The organism is Pontibacter liquoris (assembly GCF_022758235.1).
GTDB lineage: Bacteria > Bacteroidota > Bacteroidia > Cytophagales > Hymenobacteraceae > Pontibacter > Pontibacter liquoris.
In genome coordinates this window covers 918,622-938,391 of the sequence record NZ_JALEBG010000001.1, presented here as the reverse complement: position 1 = coordinate 938,391, position 19,770 = coordinate 918,622, and the positions used below count along the sequence as shown (strand labels likewise).

Annotated in this window: 15 protein-coding genes and 3 tRNA genes; 12 read left to right on the top strand and 6 right to left on the bottom strand. The window is 51.2% G+C overall.

Annotated features, from left to right (window positions below):
• Positions 1-92 precede the first annotated feature (92 nt).
• Together LWL52_RS03780 and LWL52_RS03775 are read left to right on the top strand one after the other, a co-directional pair.
• Complete coding sequence (locus LWL52_RS03780; protein ID WP_242917077.1) at positions 93-1,850, top strand: SLC13 family permease; 1,758 nt, start codon at positions 93-95, stop codon at positions 1,848-1,850.
• A gap of 47 nt (positions 1,851-1,897) precedes the next feature.
• The gene (locus LWL52_RS03775; RefSeq protein ID WP_242917075.1) at positions 1,898-2,521 is read left to right on the top strand and encodes a hypothetical protein; all 624 of its coding nucleotides are present in this window, start codon (positions 1,898-1,900) and stop codon (positions 2,519-2,521) included.
• Between the two features lie 14 nt (positions 2,522-2,535).
• Here the strand turns inward: LWL52_RS03775 and LWL52_RS03770 are convergent, their stop codons facing one another.
• Both LWL52_RS03770 and LWL52_RS03765 read right to left on the bottom strand, forming a co-directional pair.
• The gene (locus tag LWL52_RS03770) at positions 2,536-2,790 is read right to left on the bottom strand and encodes a hypothetical protein (protein WP_242917072.1); all 255 of its coding nucleotides are present in this window, start codon (positions 2,788-2,790) and stop codon (positions 2,536-2,538) included.
• Positions 2,791-2,881: 91 nt separating this feature from the next.
• Positions 2,882-3,310: a TerB family tellurite resistance protein gene (locus tag LWL52_RS03765; RefSeq protein WP_242917070.1), complete on the bottom strand. Its 429-nt coding sequence runs from the start codon at positions 3,308-3,310 to the stop codon at positions 2,882-2,884.
• A gap of 322 nt (positions 3,311-3,632) precedes the next feature.
• On the opposite strand from LWL52_RS03765, the gene pfkA reads away from it, so the two are divergent.
• Positions 3,633-4,604 (top strand): 6-phosphofructokinase, encoded by a 972-nt coding sequence (pfkA, locus tag LWL52_RS03760; RefSeq protein ID WP_242917067.1) that lies wholly within the window; start codon positions 3,633-3,635, stop codon positions 4,602-4,604.
• Positions 4,605-4,698: 94 nt separating this feature from the next.
• On the opposite strand, the gene miaA is transcribed toward pfkA, so the two are convergent.
• On the bottom strand, positions 4,699-5,598 hold the full coding sequence (miaA, locus tag LWL52_RS03755; RefSeq protein WP_242917065.1) for a tRNA (adenosine(37)-N6)-dimethylallyltransferase MiaA: 900 nt from the start codon (positions 5,596-5,598) through the stop codon (positions 4,699-4,701).
• A gap of 216 nt (positions 5,599-5,814) precedes the next feature.
• Here miaA and LWL52_RS03750 point away from each other — a divergent pair, with 216 nt between their 5' ends.
• The 5 genes from LWL52_RS03750 to LWL52_RS03730 all read left to right on the top strand — a co-directional run bounded on the left by LWL52_RS03750 (position 5,815) and on the right by LWL52_RS03730 (position 14,181).
• A complete protein-coding gene (locus LWL52_RS03750; RefSeq protein ID WP_242917063.1) occupies positions 5,815-11,034 on the top strand; it encodes a PAS domain S-box protein in 5,220 nt (1,739 codons plus the stop codon).
• A 9-nt stretch (positions 11,035-11,043) separates the two neighbouring features.
• On the top strand, positions 11,044-11,427 hold the full coding sequence (locus LWL52_RS03745; RefSeq protein ID WP_242917061.1) for a response regulator: 384 nt from the start codon (positions 11,044-11,046) through the stop codon (positions 11,425-11,427).
• Between the two features lie 2 nt (positions 11,428-11,429).
• Positions 11,430-11,705 (top strand): hypothetical protein, encoded by a 276-nt coding sequence (locus LWL52_RS03740; protein WP_242917059.1) that lies wholly within the window; start codon positions 11,430-11,432, stop codon positions 11,703-11,705.
• Entirely contained in the window at positions 11,702-12,463 is a 762-nt protein-coding gene (locus LWL52_RS03735) for an MBL fold metallo-hydrolase (RefSeq protein WP_242917057.1), read from the top strand. Before LWL52_RS03740 ends, LWL52_RS03735 begins: the two co-directional genes overlap by 4 nt.
• A 167-nt stretch (positions 12,464-12,630) precedes the next feature.
• Positions 12,631-14,181 carry an NFACT RNA binding domain-containing protein gene (locus LWL52_RS03730; RefSeq protein WP_242917055.1) on the top strand — a complete coding sequence of 517 codons (1,551 nt, stop codon included), beginning with the start codon at positions 12,631-12,633 and terminating at the stop codon, positions 14,179-14,181.
• A gap of 153 nt (positions 14,182-14,334) precedes the next feature.
• Here the strand turns inward: LWL52_RS03730 and LWL52_RS03725 are convergent.
• Positions 14,335-14,416, bottom strand: a tRNA-Leu gene (locus LWL52_RS03725).
• A 368-nt stretch (positions 14,417-14,784) separates the two neighbouring features.
• Here LWL52_RS03725 and LWL52_RS03720 point away from each other — a divergent pair.
• On the top strand, positions 14,785-15,543 hold the full coding sequence (locus LWL52_RS03720) for an ABC transporter ATP-binding protein (protein WP_242917052.1): 759 nt from the start codon (positions 14,785-14,787) through the stop codon (positions 15,541-15,543).
• Between the two features lie 69 nt (positions 15,544-15,612).
• Positions 15,613-16,974: a hypothetical protein gene (locus LWL52_RS03715; protein ID WP_242917050.1), complete on the top strand. Its 1,362-nt coding sequence runs from the start codon at positions 15,613-15,615 to the stop codon at positions 16,972-16,974.
• Positions 16,975-17,249: 275 nt separating this feature from the next.
• On the opposite strand, the gene LWL52_RS03710 is transcribed toward LWL52_RS03715, so the two are convergent.
• Together LWL52_RS03710 and LWL52_RS03705 are read right to left on the bottom strand one after the other, a co-directional pair.
• Positions 17,250-17,322, bottom strand: a tRNA-Lys gene (locus LWL52_RS03710).
• Between the two features lie 148 nt (positions 17,323-17,470).
• A tRNA-Lys gene (locus LWL52_RS03705) sits at positions 17,471-17,543 on the bottom strand.
• Positions 17,544-17,817: 274 nt separating this feature from the next.
• Here LWL52_RS03705 and LWL52_RS03700 point away from each other — a divergent pair.
• Both LWL52_RS03700 and LWL52_RS03695 read left to right on the top strand, forming a co-directional pair.
• Entirely contained in the window at positions 17,818-18,351 is a 534-nt protein-coding gene (locus LWL52_RS03700) for an SH3 domain-containing protein (RefSeq protein ID WP_242917048.1), read from the top strand.
• Between the two features lie 124 nt (positions 18,352-18,475).
• Positions 18,476-19,747, top strand: a complete 1,272-nt coding sequence (locus LWL52_RS03695) for a hypothetical protein (RefSeq protein ID WP_242917046.1) — start codon at positions 18,476-18,478, stop codon at positions 19,745-19,747.
• Positions 19,748-19,770 lie beyond the last annotated feature (23 nt).

The following is a 19,770-nucleotide window of genomic DNA, read 5'->3' as shown; positions in this document are numbered from 1 at the left end:
TTTTTAACCCAAAATACCACCGCCTGCCTCCCCGGCACGTAAAAGCCGAAACCGTGCCTTTCTCAAGGCATCCTTAACCACGACGTTTTTCTATGGAAATAGCCTTGGTGCTAACCCTGCTGGTTATAGCAGTGATTCTTTTTGCGACCGAAAAGATGCCGGTTGAGATCGTGACGCTCCTGATGCTCATCATCCTGGCTAGTACCCGTATCATAACGGCTGAAGAGGCATTTGCAGGGTTCAGCAGCGATTTTATCATTATTATCGCCTCTATTTTTATACTTAGCGCCGCCCTGGAAGAAACAGGTATCCTGGATTTTGTCGTCATCCGGCTGGCCCGGCTGGCCCGGAAAAGCTCCAGCCTGATGCTGCTCGTCGTGATGATGATCACCGGCTTTGTTTCTGCCTTTATGAACAATACCACCGTAACGGCCATGTTCGTGACGCCCCTGGTAGGGCTTTCCCGCCGCATCAATCAAAGTACTTCCAAGCTCCTCATGCCCCTGGCGTATGCAGCTATACTTGGCGGCACCTGCTCGCTGATCGGCACCTCTACCAACGTGGCCGTGAGCGGCTATATTGCCAAAGTGGGCTTAGCCCCGGTGGGACTGTTCGAGATTACTGGTATCGGCACGGTTATCTTTTTAGTAGGCCTGGTATACATGCTCACCGTCGGCCAGCGCATGCTCCCCAACCGCGATGACCAGCAACTGACCGAAGAGTATAAATTACAGCGCTACCTGACCGAGATCGTGGTGCTGCCGGATTCGCCGCTAGACGGGCAGCTGGTGTTTGCCTCCGATCTGGCATCGCTTAACTTCCGGATGCTCAACATTATCCGGGGCAAAGAAAACTTTCTGCCCGACTTCCGTACCCGCATCAACATCGGCGATGTGCTGCTGGTGGAGGGCGACCTGGAAAACCTCATCAAGGTAAAAGAAACCAAGGGCATCCAGATCATGGCCGATGTGATTCTGGAACGGGACCTGCAATCAGACAATATCAAGCTGGCCGAATTGCTGATCGTGCGCCAGTCGGACCTGATCGGCCGCACGGTAAAGGAGATCAACTTTTTGCAGCGCTATGGCCTGGTCGTAATTGCCATTTCCCGGCACGGCGAAACTTTACGCTCCAAAATTGGCAGTATCCACCTGCAACTCGGTGATCTGCTGCTGGTGCAGGGTTCTTCTGAACGACTTGCTCAATTGCGCACCACCGACAATGTGGCACTGCTGGATGAATTTGAGCCCGTGTTATATAAAAAGCGCAAAGGTATTATCGCCATTTCCTGCTTTGTAGTAGGCATTTTATTGGGCACCATGCAGGTACTGCCGCTTTCTATTGCTTTTTTGCTGGCGGCCATGTGCAGCATCATTTTCCGCTGCATCAGCGCGGATAAAGCCTACAAAGCGATCGACTTCAGGCTGCTGGTGCTGATTGGCGGGATGACAGCCTTTGGTACTGCCATGGAAAACTCTGGTGCTGCTGATTTTCTGGCCCATGGCATTGTGAGCCTGGTCGGCGATTTTGGGAAGCTGGCTGTGCTGGGGGGCTTTGTTGTCCTGACGGTGCTGCTGACACAGCCTATGTCGAATGCCGCTGCCGCGCTGGTGGTAGTACCCGTTGCCCTGCGTGCCGCCACCGAGCTGCACGCCGACCCACGAGCGTTTGCCATTGCCATTATGCTGGCGGCCTCGGTGTCGCTGGTAACGCCTTTTGAACCTGCTTGTATCCTGGTTTACAGCCCTGGCAAGTATAAGTTCCGGGACTTCTTAAGGATAGGCACCCCTCTCACTGTGCTCCTTGTCTTAGTTATATTATTCCTGGTACCCGTCTTCTGGCCCTTGTAACAGATCGCCTGCAACAGGAGTACAAATAAGTATAACGCCTGTTTGCTATGCTGAAAATACCTGTTACCTGTTTGCCCCTGCTCTGCCTGCTAACAGCCTGTTCGCCTGAAAACGAGCAGGTGACCCAGGAGCAGATCGAAACCAAGCCGGTAGCCGACGCCCTGGATACGATTGCAAACACCCGAAAAGACGCGTTGAAAATTGACAAGCATCCTGTCTCGCTCCCGCTGCCACAGCCGGTGCTGGAGTTACTTACGCAGCACTATCCGGGCTGGGAGCAGCCAACGCTTGCAGCTACGGCGCAGCAACACGCCCCCGCCGATGGGCAGGGCCCCACGCTGGTGCGCGGTGATTTTAACGGTGATAACCGCCAGGATTATGTCCTGCAACTGCAGCAAAAAAATAACGTGATTTTGGTGGTAGTGCTGGATGCGGCAAACGGGAATTGGGAACTGGCAGAACTGAAGCGGGATGTTTTGTTCAATGACCGCAACACACTGAAAAGCCTTTATTATGTATACCTGGTGCCTAAAGGCGAGGAGTTGAGGCCCTCTGGCACCAGTGCTCCGGCCCATGCTCCCGCTGATGCCCCCGGAGTTGGCATGGAGGACAGCCACACGGTTTATCTGTACCAGAATGGCCGCTTTATAGCAATCAGGCTCAAAGACTGATGCCGGGAGGCCTGCTAGAAGGAGAGCAGGATATAAATGGTTACCAGCGAGAGGGCAATGCCCGTCGTCACAAACGTTAGAATGAACTTGCTCACGCGAATAGCATAGAGTTTATCGGCATGGGAAATATACATACGGCCCAGGCGGATGTAGAGCAAAAACAGCAGAACGGCCCCGATAATGCCGATGCACCAGAATGCCCCGAACCGCATCAGAAACTCGATCGGTAATTGCCGGTAAAGGTGCGACATCACCGTGGCGTCGCGCATGAGGAACTGTGAGCCAATAAGTAAAAAAAGGCAACCGTAAAAAATAAGCAAAACATTGCTGTCAGGCCGGGTAGCTTTCATTCAGAAAAAATTAATAGTTAAGGAACGACTGGGCTTCGTGTTTAATGTCTTCGCGCGACTGCCCGTCTTTCACTCCCAGCGAGATCTTACGCACCAGCACCCCGACCACGGTCTTTTTAAAGCCAAGGCGGGCGGCCATGTTGATACAGAAATCCATTTCCGTTTCGTCCACAATGCCGTCGGCCAGCATCATCTCCACCAAATCATAGATCTGGTCGAAGCGGTCAGAGTCGTTGGTGGGGAGTTGTGGCTCAATCTTTTCAGCATTGGACAAAATATGACGAACATCGCTGGCTTTCATACCATTCTTCTTGCCTATCGACACAATAAAATTGATCTCAGCAGGGTCCAGGTGGCCGTCTATTTTGGCAAGGGCACCCAGATTGGTGATATGACTTTTTAATCTTTTTGTCTCTTCGCTTTCAAAAAAACCAAACATACGTTGCCTCTCTATTTTAAAATCTATTAATTCGTGATTGATATCGTTGCGTTAAATATTATTGCATCTTAAAGTGATGTGTTGGGACTCCAGCTATAAAAGCCAGATAATCCTGCCAACTGCTGGCTTTCACCTTTCTATGCAGCTATTACATACGGTTTTCTATATTTTTGGAGGCATGCGAACGCATTTTTTTTACTTGAACCTTACCTGCGATAGAAATACGACGAATTATATTCCTTTATTGCGGCAAGAGAAAACAAAAGCGAAGCAGCCTGCCAGGCAAATTACAACTAAGCTACATAACACATAAAACGCTATCATGAAAAAGATAGGTATTTTTACCTCCGGTGGCGACTCTCCGGGAATGAACGCCTGCATCAGAGCGGTTGTGCGCACAGCCATATACCACGGGTTAGAGGTATATGGCATCCAGCGCGGATACAATGGCATGATCAAAGGCGATATATTTAAGATGGAGTCTCACTCCGTAAGCAACATTATTCAGAAAGGCGGCACGATCCTGCGCTCAGCCCGCAGCAAGGACTTCCTGACCAAGGAAGGCCGCCAGACAGCCTATGACCAACTGAAGAAACACGGCATTGATGGCCTGATCGCCATTGGCGGTGACGGCACCTTTACCGGCGCCAATATCTTTTACGAAGAATTCGGCATCCCTACCATCGGCGCGCCAGGCACCATCGACAACGACCTTTACGGAACCGATTATACCATTGGCTACGATACGGCTGTGAACACAGCGCTGGACGCCATCGACAAGATCCGCGATACGGCAGACAGCCACGACCGCGTTTTCTTTATTGAAGTGATGGGCCGTGACTCGGGTTATATTGCCATTCCATGTGCCATTGGCGGTGGGGCGGAGATTGTGATGATCCCGGAATCGGAAACCAACATTAATACCGTGGTAGATGCACTGCGCACAGGCTGGAGCCGTTCTAAAACATCCTTTATCGTGATTGTGGCGGAGGGAGATGTGGCTGGCCACGTAACCGAGATTGCCAACAAAGTACAGGATGCCCTGCCGCACATGGATGCCCGCTGCACTATTCTGGGCCACGTGCAACGCGGTGGCGCACCAACCGCTGCAGACCGCATGCTGGCCAGCCAGTTAGGTATTGCCTGCGTAGATGGCCTGCTTACAGGGCACACCAACGAAATGGCTGGCATCATTAATGGCGAGCTGGTATATACGCCCTTTATCGATACCATTACCAAAATAAAGCCTATTAACCCCTACTATCTGCGGATGGTGGATATCCTGTCGGTATAGCGCCGGCGCCAGGCAGCAAGTATGAATTATGAATGAAGTGAAAAGTAACATCTGAAAAGCTGTTATTCTTTTCCTTCCATTCATAAATTCTGATTCAGCGTTCCGCTTTTATAAATTGAATTATCTCCTCCCATTGCCCGGGATGAAACCAGGTATAGCCGGCATCTTTGTTGAACCAGGTGAGCTGCCGCTTTGCATAGCGGCGACTGTTGCGTTTTAATAACCGCACGGCCTCTTCCCAGCCATACGCCCCCTCCAGGAAATCAAACAGTTCTTTATACCCTACGGTTTGCAACGCATTGTGCCGGCGGGAAGGATACAGGTTTTTTGCCTCTTCCAGCAGCCCCTGCGCCAGCATCTGGTCCATGCGCTGATCGATGCGCTGATAAAGCTCGGCGCGGTCGCGGGTAAGCCCTATCTTAATTGTTTGAAAGGGGCGCGCCTGCTTTTCCTTTTTCCTGAACGACGAGTAGGGTTGCCCGCTGGACAGGCATACTTCCAGTGCCCGCATTACCCGTTGGGGGTTCGCCTGGTCCACCTGTGCAAAATAAGCCGGGTCGCGCTCCTGTAGCTGCGCCAGCAGTGGTGCAAGCCCCTGCTCCGCTAGCAGCGCAGTCAGCTTTTGGCGCACTTCCGGGGCAGCATCAGGCATATCATCCATTCCTTCCAGCACCGCCTGCACGTATAAGCCCGACCCTCCGGTCAGGATCACCACATCGTGCCGGGTAAAGAGCTGCTGCAGCAAGGCCAGCACATCCTGCTCATACATGCCGGCACTATATTCCTGGGCAATGCTATGGGAGTCCACAAAATGATGGCGGATGCCCTGTTGCTCCTCCGGGGTAGGTTTGGCAGTACCGATCAGCATTTCCCGGTAAAACTGCCGCGAATCGGCCGAGATGATTTCAGTGTGATAGTGGCGGGCCAGTTGCACACATAAGGCTGTTTTGCCCACGGCGGTAGGGCCTACTACTACGATCAGGTGCTTTGGCATCGTTATTTTCTATCCGTGTAGCTTGTATAGGCGCGAGCCGCGAGGCTTTCAGATTCACACCCCTGAAGCGGAAAGGCACTGAATTCTTATTCTCCGACACTTGTTTCACCTACAAGCGTATTTCACTTGCAAATTTATAGTATAAATCGTAAACTTTGTTCTTATGAAGCAGCCGGAGCGCTTCATCTATAACAAGTACTGTTTCAACCACCTACAATGCCATACATACCGAACCGCCATACCCAGAATGAGCTACACCAGCACGCAAGTGCTTTGCTGGAGGTGCTAGAGCAGTTAGCGCAGCCCAATCAGGGGCTTGTCGTGGCGCTTCCGGCCGGCCAGGTGTTGGCTGCAAACCAGGTGTTGGCAACTTTCCGGCCCGGTGCTGCGGGGGCTGCTACCAGCCTTGCCGAGGTGCTGGGGCTTACCCCGGCAAGCTTTAAGCAACTGGCAGAGCAACTGCAGGAACAAAAAGTGCTGACCGGCGAAGTGCCGGCTACGGAAGCAGGGGCCTGCTCATTTCAGTACAGCTGCCGTTTGGTACAGTACCAGGGCGCGGCCTTTGTATGCCTGGAGCTTCGTAATCTGGGCCAGACGTCAACCCTGGTGCCCCCGCCGGACGAGGACCGGTACCGCAGTGTGTTTGAAGGCAATGCAGAGCCACTTTTTATACTTGACAGCAGCGGTTGCTTTGTAGATATTAACCACAGCGCGGCTACCCTGGTGCAACAGGAAAAGGAACAGCTCCTTGGCAACTCCATCCTGCGCAGCTTTGGCCTGAACCTCTTTGAGCGGGTTTCGCTTAAAAACCAGTTACAGCAGGCGCTTGCCGGCTCGGTACAAAAATTTGAGTGGTGGCTTCGTGAGAAAAACAGGGAGCTGCTGCCCATCGAGGTCACCCTGCAGAAAGGCATTTTCCAAAAGCGCGATGTCATACTTGGCTCTGCCAAAAACCTGAACGACGTCATAGAGAAAGAACAGGATGTACGCTTCCGCAATAACCAGCTGGAATTTATCAACCAGCTGCTTATCCGGCTCTCGTCGTCTACCAGCCAGCAGGAGGTGCTGAAACTGACCCTGAATGAGCTGCTTGAGAAAAGCGATGTAACCGGCGGCTGCGTGTATACTTACTGCCCGGTGCACGGGCAGCTGCTGCTCGCCTACGCAAACGATAAAACCCAGGCTCCGGTCCTTCCCGATGCAATACCGCTGGAACTGGCCGGGCAAGCCGATGCAACCTCCCGCCGCAAAGCATGGGCAGATGCCTCACAGGTAATGCAGGCGCAGCTTGGGCGCAGCATGACGTTTGTACCCATCACCAGCGACCAGGAACTACTGGCCATGGTCGCGCTGTGGCCGGCCGAACCCTCCCGGATAAGCCCGTCATTCCGGGCGCTGCTCGACTTTATTGGCGGAGCAGTAGGCAATTATATTTCACGGCACCAACTGCAGCAACAGCTCATTACCACCGAAGACAAGTATAAATCGCTTTTTGAATCCTCGTATGATGCCATCCTGCTGTTTAACAAAGATGGGATTGTGCAGGAGTGTAACCAGAAAGCCCTCGATTTCTTCCGCTGCAACCGCGAAGATTTGATCGGCCGTACGCCAAATGATTTCTCCCCTGAATTTCAACCCGACGGAATACGCTCCACCGATAAGGTAAAAGCATTGATCAGCCAGCTGCTGGCTACCGGCGAGCCCATCACCTTTGAATGGAAAAACAGGCGAAAGGACGGCACCATGTTCGATGCCGAGATCAACATTAACCGCATCCTGATCGATGATGTGTATTATGTGCAGGCCTTTAAGCGCGATATTACCCAGCGAAAACTGGATCTGCAGGCCAAGCGCCGCGCCGAGGTTGTGCTGGAGTCCATGGAGCAGTTCCGAAACTTTCTGGATAAGGTAAACCTGGTATACTTTAGCCTCGACACCCAGGGCAACATTGCCTATACCAACGAGTACTTCCCCAAGTATGTGGAGTATAGCCGCGAAGAACTGATCGGGCAGAATTTTTACGAGTTGCTGGTTTCGGCCCCGGAACGGAAGCACCGCTTTGAAGAGTTCAAAAAAGCGCTGCAGACCGGCCACCTCAACGCCTATTATGAGCGCGATGTGGTCACCAAATCAGGCCAGCTGAAAACCATCCGCTGGAACTGTATGCTGGAGTATGGCGCCGACGGCGAAGTGACCGGCATGACCAGCGTAGGCAAGGACATGACCGACAAGCGCATTGCCATGGAGGCCCTGAAGGATAACAAGATACGCCTACAGGATCTTTTCGACAATGCCCATGACCTGATCCAGAACATCTCGGCCGACAACAAATTCATTTTTGTGAACAAGGCCTGGAAAGAGCGCCTCGGCTATACCGACCTGGACATCGAGTCGCTCACGCTCAACGACATTGTGCACCCCTACTACAAGGCCAAGCTTATTTACCAGCTGCGCAACCTGTACAAAGGTGAGAATGTGAACAAGATCGAGACCGTGTTCCTGACCAAGGCCGGCAAACCGGTACACCTGATCGGCAGTATCACCTGCAGCTGGCAGGACGGGCGCCCGGTAGCCACACGCGCCATCCTGCACGACATTACCGACCGGATCAAAGCCGAGCGCCTGCAGAAGGTATACTATAGCATTGCCAACCTGGCCATTAGCAGCAAAGACCTGCACTCGCTCTACTCGGCCATCCACCGCGAGCTGAGCAAGATCATTGAAACCCGCAACATCTACATTGCCCTGTGTGATAACGAACACAAACACCTGCACTTTGCCTATTTCGTAGACCAGTTTGTGGAGAATGCCGCCCGCTTAAAACTGCGGCGCCCCTTCTCCATCGGCCTGAGCGAATACATCATCAAAACAGGCAAGCCGCTGTATATGCAGAAGGAGGACCTGGTGCAGCTGGCCGAAAAAGAGCAGATCGTGATCTATGGGGCCATGCCGGAAGTGATCCTTTGCTCCCCGCTGGCTATTGGTGACCGCATCATTGGGGTGATTACCCTGCAGGATTACCAGAATCCGGATGCCTACGTGCAGACAGACATCGAGATCCTGCACTTCATCTCCAACCAGGTGGCCCTGGCCATTGAGCGCAAGCGCAACGAGGAGCAGATCAACAACCAGAACGCTCGCCTGAATGCTATTTTCGAAAGTGGTACGCACCATATGTGGTCGCTGAACCGCAATTATGAACTGACCACCTTTAACCGGAATTTTGCCCAGGCGTTTGGCGAACGAAGCGGCCAGGAGCTCCTGCCCTTTACCCGCATCAACGATGCCTCGATGATCCACGAGAATTCGTTTGCTTTTTGGGAGGATAAGTATGAAAAGGCTTTTGCCGGCTATCCGCAGCATTTTGAGTTCCACCAGCAACAGCCCGATAGCTGGCGCGAAGTATACCTCAACCCGAATTACCTGGAAGACGGCACCTTTGAAGAAATTTCGGGTATCGCCCTGGACATAACCGACAAAAAGGAGTCGCAGCTGGCGCTGGCCGAAAACGAGAAAAAATTCCGCCGCATTTTCGAGTCTTTCCAGGACGTATACTACCGCGTGAGCATCGAGGACAGTGCCCTGGAAATTGTGAGCCCTTCTATTACGCAACTGCTGGGCTACGAAGAGCATGAGGTGCTGGGGCAAAACACAGCCATGTTCTATGTAAATCCGGAAGATCAGCAGATGGTGAAAGAGCGCGTAATGGAAGAGCAAAGCTTCCGGGACGTGGAAGTGGAAATGGTAGCCAAGGACGGCTCGCATAAAACCGTGCTGTTGGACTCGCGCCTGGTGTATGACGACAATGGAAACCCCAGTTTCCTGGAAGGGGTGGTACGCGATGTGTCGGAGCTGAAACGCACCCAGGTTGCTCTGCTGCGGGCCAAAGAGGAGGCCGAAAACCTGCTGAAAGTGAAGACCCAGTTCCTGGCCAACATGAGCCACGAGCTGCGCACGCCTATGAACGGCATTATCGGCATGATCGATCTGCTTAACCAGATCACGAGCGACCCGGAACAGCGCGAATACATCGACACCCTGCGTAAATCCTCGGATGCCTTGCTGGCCATCCTCAACGACATCCTGGACCTCTCCAAAATACAGGCCGGCAAGCTGGTGCTGCACGAGAGCGGCGTAGACCTGCAGGAAACACTGGGCAAGATCTTCTCGCTGTTCTCTAACCGGGCACAGCAAAAAGATTTGACCTTTAGCTACGATATTGCACCCCAAACGCCCCGCTTTGTTATTACCGACGAAACCAGGCTGCTGCAGATCCTCTCTAACCTGACCTCCAACGCCATTAAATTTACCAACGAAGGCGAGGTAAGTATAAAAGTGAGCAGCAAACCGCTCAAAGGCAAAGAGCACCTGCTGCACGTGCGCGTAAAAGATTCGGGCATCGGCATCTCGCAGGAAGACCAGGAGCTGCTGTTTACCGACTTTACCCAACTGGACAACTCCTCGACTAAAACCTTTGGCGGCACAGGCCTGGGGCTGGCTATTTCGCGGCAACTTACGCAGCTGCTCGGCGGTGAGATCGGGATCGAATCGGAACCTGATTCGGGCAGTACCTTCTGGTTTGAGGTGAAGGTGCGGGAAGCAAATGCCTCTGAAATTGCCGAGCAGAAAAAGCGCCAGCTGCAACCTACTGAAGTAGGCCAGTTAGAGAGCAGCCCCAAAGTGCTGCTGGTGGATGATAACCAGATTAACCTGAAAGTGGCCCAGAAGCAGCTGGAGCGCATTGGCTGCCGCACGACCGTGGCCTCTAACGGCTTTGAAGCCATTGAGCTGGCAACTACCCAGTTGTTCAACATCATCTTTATGGATATTCAGATGCCGGAGATGGACGGGGTCGAGGCCACTAACATCATCAAGGAGAAACTCGGAGAGGCCTGCCCTCCCATTATTGCCATGACGGCCTACTCGATGAAAGACGACGCTGCCAAATTTTTAGCCCAGGGCATGGACGACTATGTATCCAAACCTGTGAAAAGTGCTAACCTGCACGCCGTCATCAGCAAGTGGCAGCATGCCAGCTGGCAGGAGGCTGATACACTTGCATCAGCCGGCGCTCCCGGGGAAACAGATGCATCCGAAGAAGCCATCATTGACCCGCAGGTGGTGGCACAGCTGCGGCAGATCGGGGGCGATGAATTTGCCCGCCAGATGTATATCGACTTTGAAATAGAGGCCGCAGAATTACTGCAAGAGGCCAAAAAAGAACTCCAGGCACAACAATACAACAGTATTTTGAGTACATTGCATCAGTTAAAAGGTACGGGCTTTACCCTGGGCATTAACCTGCTGGCAGAAATTGCCAAGCAACTGGAGCACGACATCAAGCAGGATCGGCTGGAGTATGTGCCTCAAAATTTTTCCAAGCTCCTGGAGCAATACGAACATTACAAAAAGGCTTATAAGGAAATTATTACATAATACACGTACATGGCTGATAGCAAAACTATTCTGATTGCAGAGGACAGCTCTGTAATTCTAAACCTGACCAAAAAGATCCTGGAACTGCAAAATTACAGGATCCTGACTGCTAAAAACGGTGGTGAGGTACTCAAGCAAGTTGAAAACAACAAAATTGATGCTATTTTAATGGACCTTAATATCCCGGTTAAAAATGGCATGGAGTGCACCAAAGAAATTCGGGCGCACGAGAACAAAGACATTGCCAGAATTCCGATTATTGCGGTTACCGGTAATGCCAATAACTACAGCATGGAAGACTTTAAGGAAGCCGGCATTAACGATTACCTGCCCAAGCCCCTGGACTTTGACGCGCTGGTGATCACGGTTAAAAAGTATACTGCGGAGGCATAGAAATGGAGCTCAAGTATACGCGGCCCTTTTTAAACAAACTGGAGGATATTTTTGCAGAGTCGGATTTTGTGCTGCGCTACGAGAAAGGTAATTTTAAAGCAGGCTATTGTGTACTAAAGGATATGAAAGTGGCTGTGGTAAATAAATACTACAGCCTGGAAGGCAAAATAAACTGCCTTTACGATATCCTGCGCACCATCTCCGTAGACGAGAGCCGGCTGAGCGAAAAAAACCTGCTGCTCTATACGGCTATCCGCCATCAGGAACAGGAAGATTGAAAGTCACATTTTTAGGAACCGGCACTTCGCAGGGCGTTCCCGTGATCGGGTGCACCTGCCAAGTATGCCGGTCTGTGGATTACCGCGACAAGCGGCTGCGCGTGTCGGTGCACCTGCAGGTAGCCGGTAAAAGCATCATCATCGATGCCGGCCCTGATTTTAGGCAGCAGGTGCTACGAGACCGTATCAGCCAGCTGGATGCGCTGGTGTTCACCCATGAGCACAAAGACCACACGGCTGGCCTGGATGATATCCGGGCCTATAACTTCCTGCAGAAAAGAGACATGCCCCTTTTTGCCGAAGAGCGCGTGCTGGAGCAACTCAAGCGGGAGTTCGCCTACATCTTTTCTGATTTTAAATACCCCGGCATTCCGCAGGTCGAGCTGCACCCCATCACCAACACCCCTTTCGAGGTGGAAGGTGTGTTGTTTATACCTGTGCGGGTAAAACACTATAAACTGCCCATCTTTGGCTTTCGGGTAGGCGATTTCACCTACATCACCGACGCCAATTTCATATCGGAGGAAGAAAAAGAAAAAGTAAAAGGCTCTAAGATCATTGTGCTGAACGCGTTGCGTGAGGAGCCGCATATTTCGCATTTCTCGCTGCAACAAGCCGTGGAGCTGCTGCAGGAACTTAAACCCGAACGCGCTTACCTCACCCATATCAGTCATCTGCTGGGCCAGCACCGGGAGGTGGAGCCCCGCCTGCCCGATTTTATACACCTGGCCTACGACGGCCTGCAGCTGGAAGTATAATCTGACTGAATTCCGAGTTCCGGGTTACGAGTTCCGAGTTGGCTTCTGACGCAGAATGCAGGACGTTATACTTTGCTGTTTTAGAAAATGTAATTCGTAATTCGTAATTCGTAATTCGTAATTCGTAATTCGTAATTCTACCAAAAGTGCACCAGAACTACTATTTTTTGCGGCAGCTGACCCAGGCACTTCAACCGAAATTGCTGGGCCTGCAGGTGGCCACCACCTTCAGCCAGAACAAGGACGAACTGGTGCTGGGCTTTGCCGCTCCGAGGCAGGAGTTCTATATCCGGGCGCTGCTTACCTCCCACTTTTCGTCCCTCTCCTTCCCTACTGAGTTCCGAAGGGCACGTGCAAACAGTGTTAATCTATTTGCCGCTATGCAGGGCCACGTGGTGGAAGACGTGGTGCAGCACCAGAACGAGCGTAGCTTTTTCCTCAAATTATCGGGCGGGATGCTGCTGCTCTTTAAGCTGTTTGGAAACCGCTCGAACATCGTGCTTTTCCAGCCCGGAGAGGAGCCGGAGCTCTTCCAGCACAAGTTCAGCAACGATGCAGACCTGGACCCGCTGCAGATGGACCGGCCTTTGCCGCAGAACTATGCCGCTTTTGCCGCTGCTGACGGCAACCTGCGCACCCTCTATCCTACTTTTGGCGATCTGCCGGCGTTATACTTAGCAGCACACAACTATAGCCAGGCCAGCCTGGAGGTAAAATGGGAACTGGTGCAGCAGCTGCTCGACATACTGGAGTCCCCACCAGCGTATTACATCATCCGGCTGCAGGGCAAGCTGCGCCTGTCGTTGTTGGCCCTGGGTGAGGTGCTTTATACTTACACAGACCCGCTGGAGGCCCTCAACAGCTACACCCGCTTATATTTATCCGAAACAGGGTATGAGCGCCAGTATGAACAGGCAAAACAGGTGCTGGAACGCAAGCTGCACCTCACGCAAACAACCCTGAATCAAAGCGAACAGAAACTCCACCAGCTTCGCCACGACCGTTCGTACAGCCAGACGGCTGATGTGTTGATGGCCAATCTGACCAATATACCGCCCCGCAGCACGCATGTGGAGCTCTACGACTTTTACGCCGATCAGCAGCGCACCTATACCTTAAAACATGACGAGACACCCCAGAAAACGGCTGAACGCCTTTACCGCAAGGCAAAGAACCAGCACGTGGAAGTGCGCCAGCTGGAAGAAAAGGTAGAACGGAAGCTGGAGGAACTCATCGTGCTGGAAGATGCCCTGCAGGCGCTTGCAGCCGCAACAGATTACAAACTGCTCAAGCTTTTCCTGCGCGACTACCAACCCCTGTTATCCACCAAACAGCAGGCCCAGCAGGAGGCGCCGTTCCGGGTTTTTGAGACCGAAGGATTTAAGATTCTGGTGGGCAAGAGCGCTAAAAACAACGATGAGCTTACGCAGCGCCATACCTACAAGGACGACCTCTGGCTGCACGCCAAGGATGTGTCGGGCTCGCATGTGGTGATCAAGCACCAGGCCGGGAAAACTGTGCCCGCTACGGTGCTGGAGAAAGCGGCGCAACTGGCAGCCCACTATAGCAAGCGCAAATCTGACTCGTTGTGCCCGGTGCTCTACACGCCCAAGAAGTATGTGCGCAAGCCCAAGGGCGCTGCCCCGGGCTCCGTGACCATAGACCGCGAGCAGGTTATCCTGGTGAAGCCCCAGAACCCATTTGAAAGGAAAGTATAAATCCGGTGAAAGAGGGCTAAATTGAATAGGAATGGGCGGATCTACGCACTAACAGGAAGCGCTACGGCTCAAGTATAAAGCAGAAGTATGATTCGCTTAAAAGGAATATAAAAACAAACGGCCCGCTTTGCAGCAGGCCATTTGTTTTTGATGTGCGCGCGGGGAGATTCGAACTCCCACACCCGAAGGCACCACCCCCTCAAGATGGCGTGTCTACCAGTTTCACCACGTGCGCAGGTAAAATGTGGATGCAAAAGTAAAGAGCCCGCCGGACATATGCAACCTGCTGCCGCCTCATTGTAAAATAAATTTTCTTCTTTTCTGCCGTCCCAATCTGGTGACCTGCGTTCCCTTTTCCGCGTCCTCAAAATTAATTTATACTTTCCCTGCCTTTGTCAGAAACCTTCTTTACACTTCTGCATGTTACGTTTACTAAACTCCTAAAGCAAAGCGGCTCAAAGCGGGTTACTAAGGCAGCTAAACACCCGCGTTTGTCTTATACTTTGTTAGGACTATTTCCAGCGAATGACTACTTTTAAATATGACATTTCACCTGGCTTACGGCAGTGGTTTGATACATTTCAAAATCGTACCTACTAATATATGAGTATAGATATAAAAGGACTTACAAAGGCTTTCGGTAAAAAGCAAATATTGCAAAACCTGGATCTCAGTATTAACAAGGGACAGTGTTATTGCCTTTTAGGAAAAAACGGCGTTGGGAAAAGTACTTTCCTGAATTGCATTCTGGACCTGATAAAGCCGGATGCGGGCAACATCCAGCTTTTTGAAAAAGACTACGCCGGCCATAGCCAGGAAGTAAAACAGAACCTGGGTGCCCTGTGCGAGGATAACCCGCTGATAGAAGAATTTACCGGCCTGGAGTACCTGAGCTTTGTGGCCAGGCTCTACCGTCTGAGCCCCGCAGAAACGGAAGAGCGCATTACGAGCCTCACCAACTATTTCTTCTCCGATAAGGAATCGCTGCAAAAAAATATTGCCGGCTACTCTACCGGCATGAAAAAGAAGATCGGCATTGTGGCTGCCATCCTGCACAAGCCGCGGGTGCTGCTGCTCGATGAGCCCTTCACGGGCCTGGACCCCATTGCAGCGCAGCTGCTGGTACAGCTTATCCGGAGCTACCGCAACCCCAATCGTGTGATCCTGATCTCCTCGCACGATTTGAATTACGTGGAGCGGGTGGCTACCCACATTGGCGTGCTCAACGACGGGCAGCTCATGTATAACGGCACCATAGAGGAGTTTACCATGAATGGCAAGAACCTGATCGACCAGGCCCTTTTCCACCTGTTGCTCCCGCACCACAACCCGGAAGTAAATCTCGACTGGATGCTGACATAAGTGAGAAGTTAAAAATGTAGAGTCCTGAAGCACTCTCCACTCATAACTTTAAACTCTTAACGAAATTAGATGGATTTGATCATTTTCTCCTGTCGGGCACGGTTCGCAAGCTTCTTCAGGCACAAAAAACTGCAAAACCTGCTGCTATTGGTGCTGGGCATTGTGGTTTCAGGTATTTATAGCTGGATGTTCTCTTTCATGCTGCGCAAGGCACACGAAGGCGGCATAAACCCCAGTGTAGATGAAGTGCTGCGCTACACCAACCTCTTTCTGATGGTGATTATTGTGATGCGTGGCTTTTTCCCTTCCTATACGCCCCGCACCGAATTTATTTCCAGGTTGTATCCGGTGCCGCCGCTGCAACGCTTCTGGGTAGAGCTGGTGGTAGAGTTTACTTCTCCCTTTTACCTGATCCTGCTCAACTTCATGGTCATCCTCTTCCTGCTCTCGCCGGATTACGGGTTCATTGACCTGCTGCAGAGTGTGCTGGTGCTGCTGACAGCCCATGTAACCCGGCGCTCGCTGCAGATCCTGGTGGAGCGCAAGATCCGGTGGAAACACAGTACGTTTCGGGCAGCGGCCGTTATGGCAGCCGCTTTTATAGCGCTGCAGGCCAAGGCCCCTATGTTTAAAGCCGGCGATACGCCTTTTTTGTTGGTGGTGCATGCGGCCGCCTTCGGGTTCTTTCTGGCTTCTAATTTCCTCCTGGAGCAGGCGGCCGCCGAGCCCAAGCGCCGCGAAGTACGGTATAGCCAGAATGCCAAGCGCAGCCTGAGCTGGCGCCTCTTTAAAAACCACAAGCTGGCCCGCCAGATGATTATTTTCGGGTTAGCCTTCAAGGTCCTCATTCTCGTACTCGATGCCGTATCGTTCGCTCTGAAAGGCAAGCACCTCTACGACCAGAACATCTCGATATGGCTGTTTATGGGGCCGGCCATCCTCTATACCTATGTATTTAACAATGCCTGGGGCTTTTACCGTAACCTGTGGCTGACAATGGAACGGGCTAATGGCACCTACAAGGATTTCATCATTGGTAGCCTGCTGCCGCTCCGGGTGCCCCTGCTGGCCGATGCGGCTGTTACAGCCCTTTACGTAGCCCTGTTCAATCATCAGATGGCCCTGTTTATCGTGCTGTTCTACCTGGGCTCTGTGCTGGTGCTGACGCCATTGGGCATCATTGCCTCCTTTACCAGCCCCAAGGTGGTGGTGAACAGTGTGTTCAGTTTCAGCTCCAAAACCTCTTACCTGTATAGTTTTATTTCGCTGGTGCTCATCGGAATGTTATATCTGCCACTGCTGCACCCGCTTTTATACTTGCTTTACCCACTGCTGATCGGCGGCGTGCTGCTGGCGTTAATGGCCGTGCTGAAAGAATACCCCAGGTATAAGTATAAACTCTTCGAAACACTCTTTAAAGCCAAAGCATAGGCTCTTTATACCTTCAGTGCTGGTCCCGTTCTCTTCTTCAGAGCGGGACCAGCGCTTTTTTACAGGTAGCTATGAATGTGTGGTGGAAATGCTGTGGTAGGTAGGATTGCCCGTAAGCAGGTCTAATCGAGGAACGAACAAATAGAAGAAGGAACAACACAAGTATAAAGCTGCTTAAAGAAAGTAGATCATTCTAAAAATAGGCAGCTATAGGAAGGTGGTGTTGCCAGCGCTTAAAAGCAAAAAAGCCACCCCGTTTGGAGTGGCTTTTGAAGTGATCCCGCTGGGATTCGAACCCAGGACCCATACATTAAAAGTGTATTGCTCTACCAGCTGAGCTACAGAATCGTTACTAATTTTTCCGTTGTTTGGGAGGACAAAATTACGCGCTAAATTTTAAAATCCAAAATTTATTTCCGTTTCTTCTCCCTCCCTTCCCTCTGAAGAGGTAGAAAGAAAAAGCCTTCCCATGTAGAAAAGGCTCCCGCTTTCATCGTGATCCCGCTGGGATTCGAACCCAGGACCCATACATTAAAAGTGTATTGCTCTACCAGCTGAGCTACAGAATCTTTTTAGTAACTTGCCATCTCCGGGGCGTTCCCCTGAATTGCGATGCAAAAGTAACAGCTCAGATTTTAAATGCAAAACCTTTGGTTCAAAATATCTGCCTTTTTTATTCTTTTTTCTATCGTATTTACTGAACCGGTTTACAGTCAGACAGATACCACTTCGCTAGCAAAAGCCGATTCGCTGTTCCGTGCACAGTATTATACGGAGGCATTTACCTTATACGATACAATACTGACCAAACAGCAGCTTTACTCCCCCCAAATGCTGCTTAAAATGGCTTATATCCGCGAAGGGCTACGCGATTATACCGGCGCCATGTACTACCTGCACCTGTTCTATACCAAGGAGCCGAGCCGCTCTGTGCTAAAAAAAATGGAGGAACTGGCGCAGGCACACCGCCTGCAGGGCTACGAGTACAACGACCTGCAGTTCTTTAAAACGCAGTTCAGCAAGTATTACATGCGTTTGCTGGAGCTGCTGCTGCTGCTGGCTGTTGTTACCGTTACGGTAATGATTGTCTCCTGGCGCAAGGGCCACCGGTTCTCCAGCACGTTTAAAATCGGTTTTACACTATACCTAGTGTTTATCCTGTATTACATCAACTTCCTGAACTTAGGCGTGGCGGGCATTATCAGGCAGAATAACGCCGTGATCATGTCGGCTCCATCGGCTGGCGCTACCTGGCTGGCTACGGCCTCCAAAGGCCACAAAGTACCTATTACAGGCGAGCAGGATATCTGGTACGAGATCAGGTGGAAAGGCGAGAAAGCCTATATCCGCAAGAGCAACCTGGTGGCACTTCCGTAAACCCCAAAGGCATGGTTTAAAACGCAGTGATAACCAGAAACAAATTCTTTAATTATACATAGTTATTATTATATTTAAAGAATTTAATCAATTCACTGGCTCTTTAACCCCAATCTGCCTTTGTATGAAAACATTCTTCAGCCTGATACTTGTATGGCTTTGCATTAGCACCACGCAGGCGCAAACACCAGCCGCCAAACCTGAAAACCTGCGTGTGTTTGTTGATTGCCAGGCCTACTGCGACCTGGATTATGTGAAACGCGAAATCACGTTTGTAGACTATGTGAATGACCGGTTTCAGGCGAACGTATACTTGCTGATCACTTCGCAAGCTACAGGCAGCGGGGGCCGCGAGTATAAATTACAGTTTGAAGGCCAGCAGCATTTTGCAGGTATGGCCGAAACAAAAAGCTACATACGCCAGGCAACCGCAACCGACGACGAAGACCGCAAACAAGCCATCGAGATCATAAAGCTAGGTTTGCTGCCCTACATCCTGAAAACCGAAAAGGCGAAGGAGATGGTGATCTCTTTTAAAGACGCCAGTAACCAATCGGAGATTGCCACAAAACCGGGTGAAGACCCCTGGAATTACTGGGTATTTAACCTGAACATGCGCGGCTACTTCAGCGGCGACAAAAACTACGCCAGCAACAGCCTTACCGGCGGCATCAGCGCCTCGCGTGTAACAGATAAGTTAAAAACGACCTTCTCTGCAGATGTCAACCAGAACCAAAACCGGTATGGCGAAGGCGACGAAGAATTTAAGTATACCAACAAGCGCTACAACTTCACCAATACCACTGTCTGGTCGTTAAGCAACCACTTATCCGCAGGAGGTTACGTGAGTGCCGAAAAGTCTGACTACAGCAACTATGACCTGAACCTGGCTGTAACCCCGGCTTTAGAGTATAACTTTTATCCTTATGCTGAATCGAATAACAAGTATATCGGGTTGATGTACAAAGCCGGCCCCAGGTATTTTGATTACATAGAGGAAACCATCTTTCTGAAAAAAGAAGAACTACGTTTTCAGCAAAGTCTCTCGCTCGACATGAGTTTTAATCAGAAATGGGGGCAGTTAAGCGGCTCTACTTCCTACAGTCACTATTTCCATGATTTCTCGAAAAAACGGGTTTCTTTTTCAGGCTACGCGGATGTGCGGCTTTTTAAGGGGCTATCGTTTAACATTGGCGGGTATTATGCCATTCAGCGCGACCAGCTTAACATCATTAAAGGCGAAGTGAGCGACCAGGATCTACTAACCAGGCGCCGGCAACTGGATTCTAATTATGATTTCTTTTTTAATTTCGGTGTACGGTACAGGTTTGGGTCGCTGTATAACAACGTGGTAAACCCACGGTTTGGCGGAGTCGCCACCTACTTTTACTTCTAAAAAAAAAGGCTTCGTAAACCACG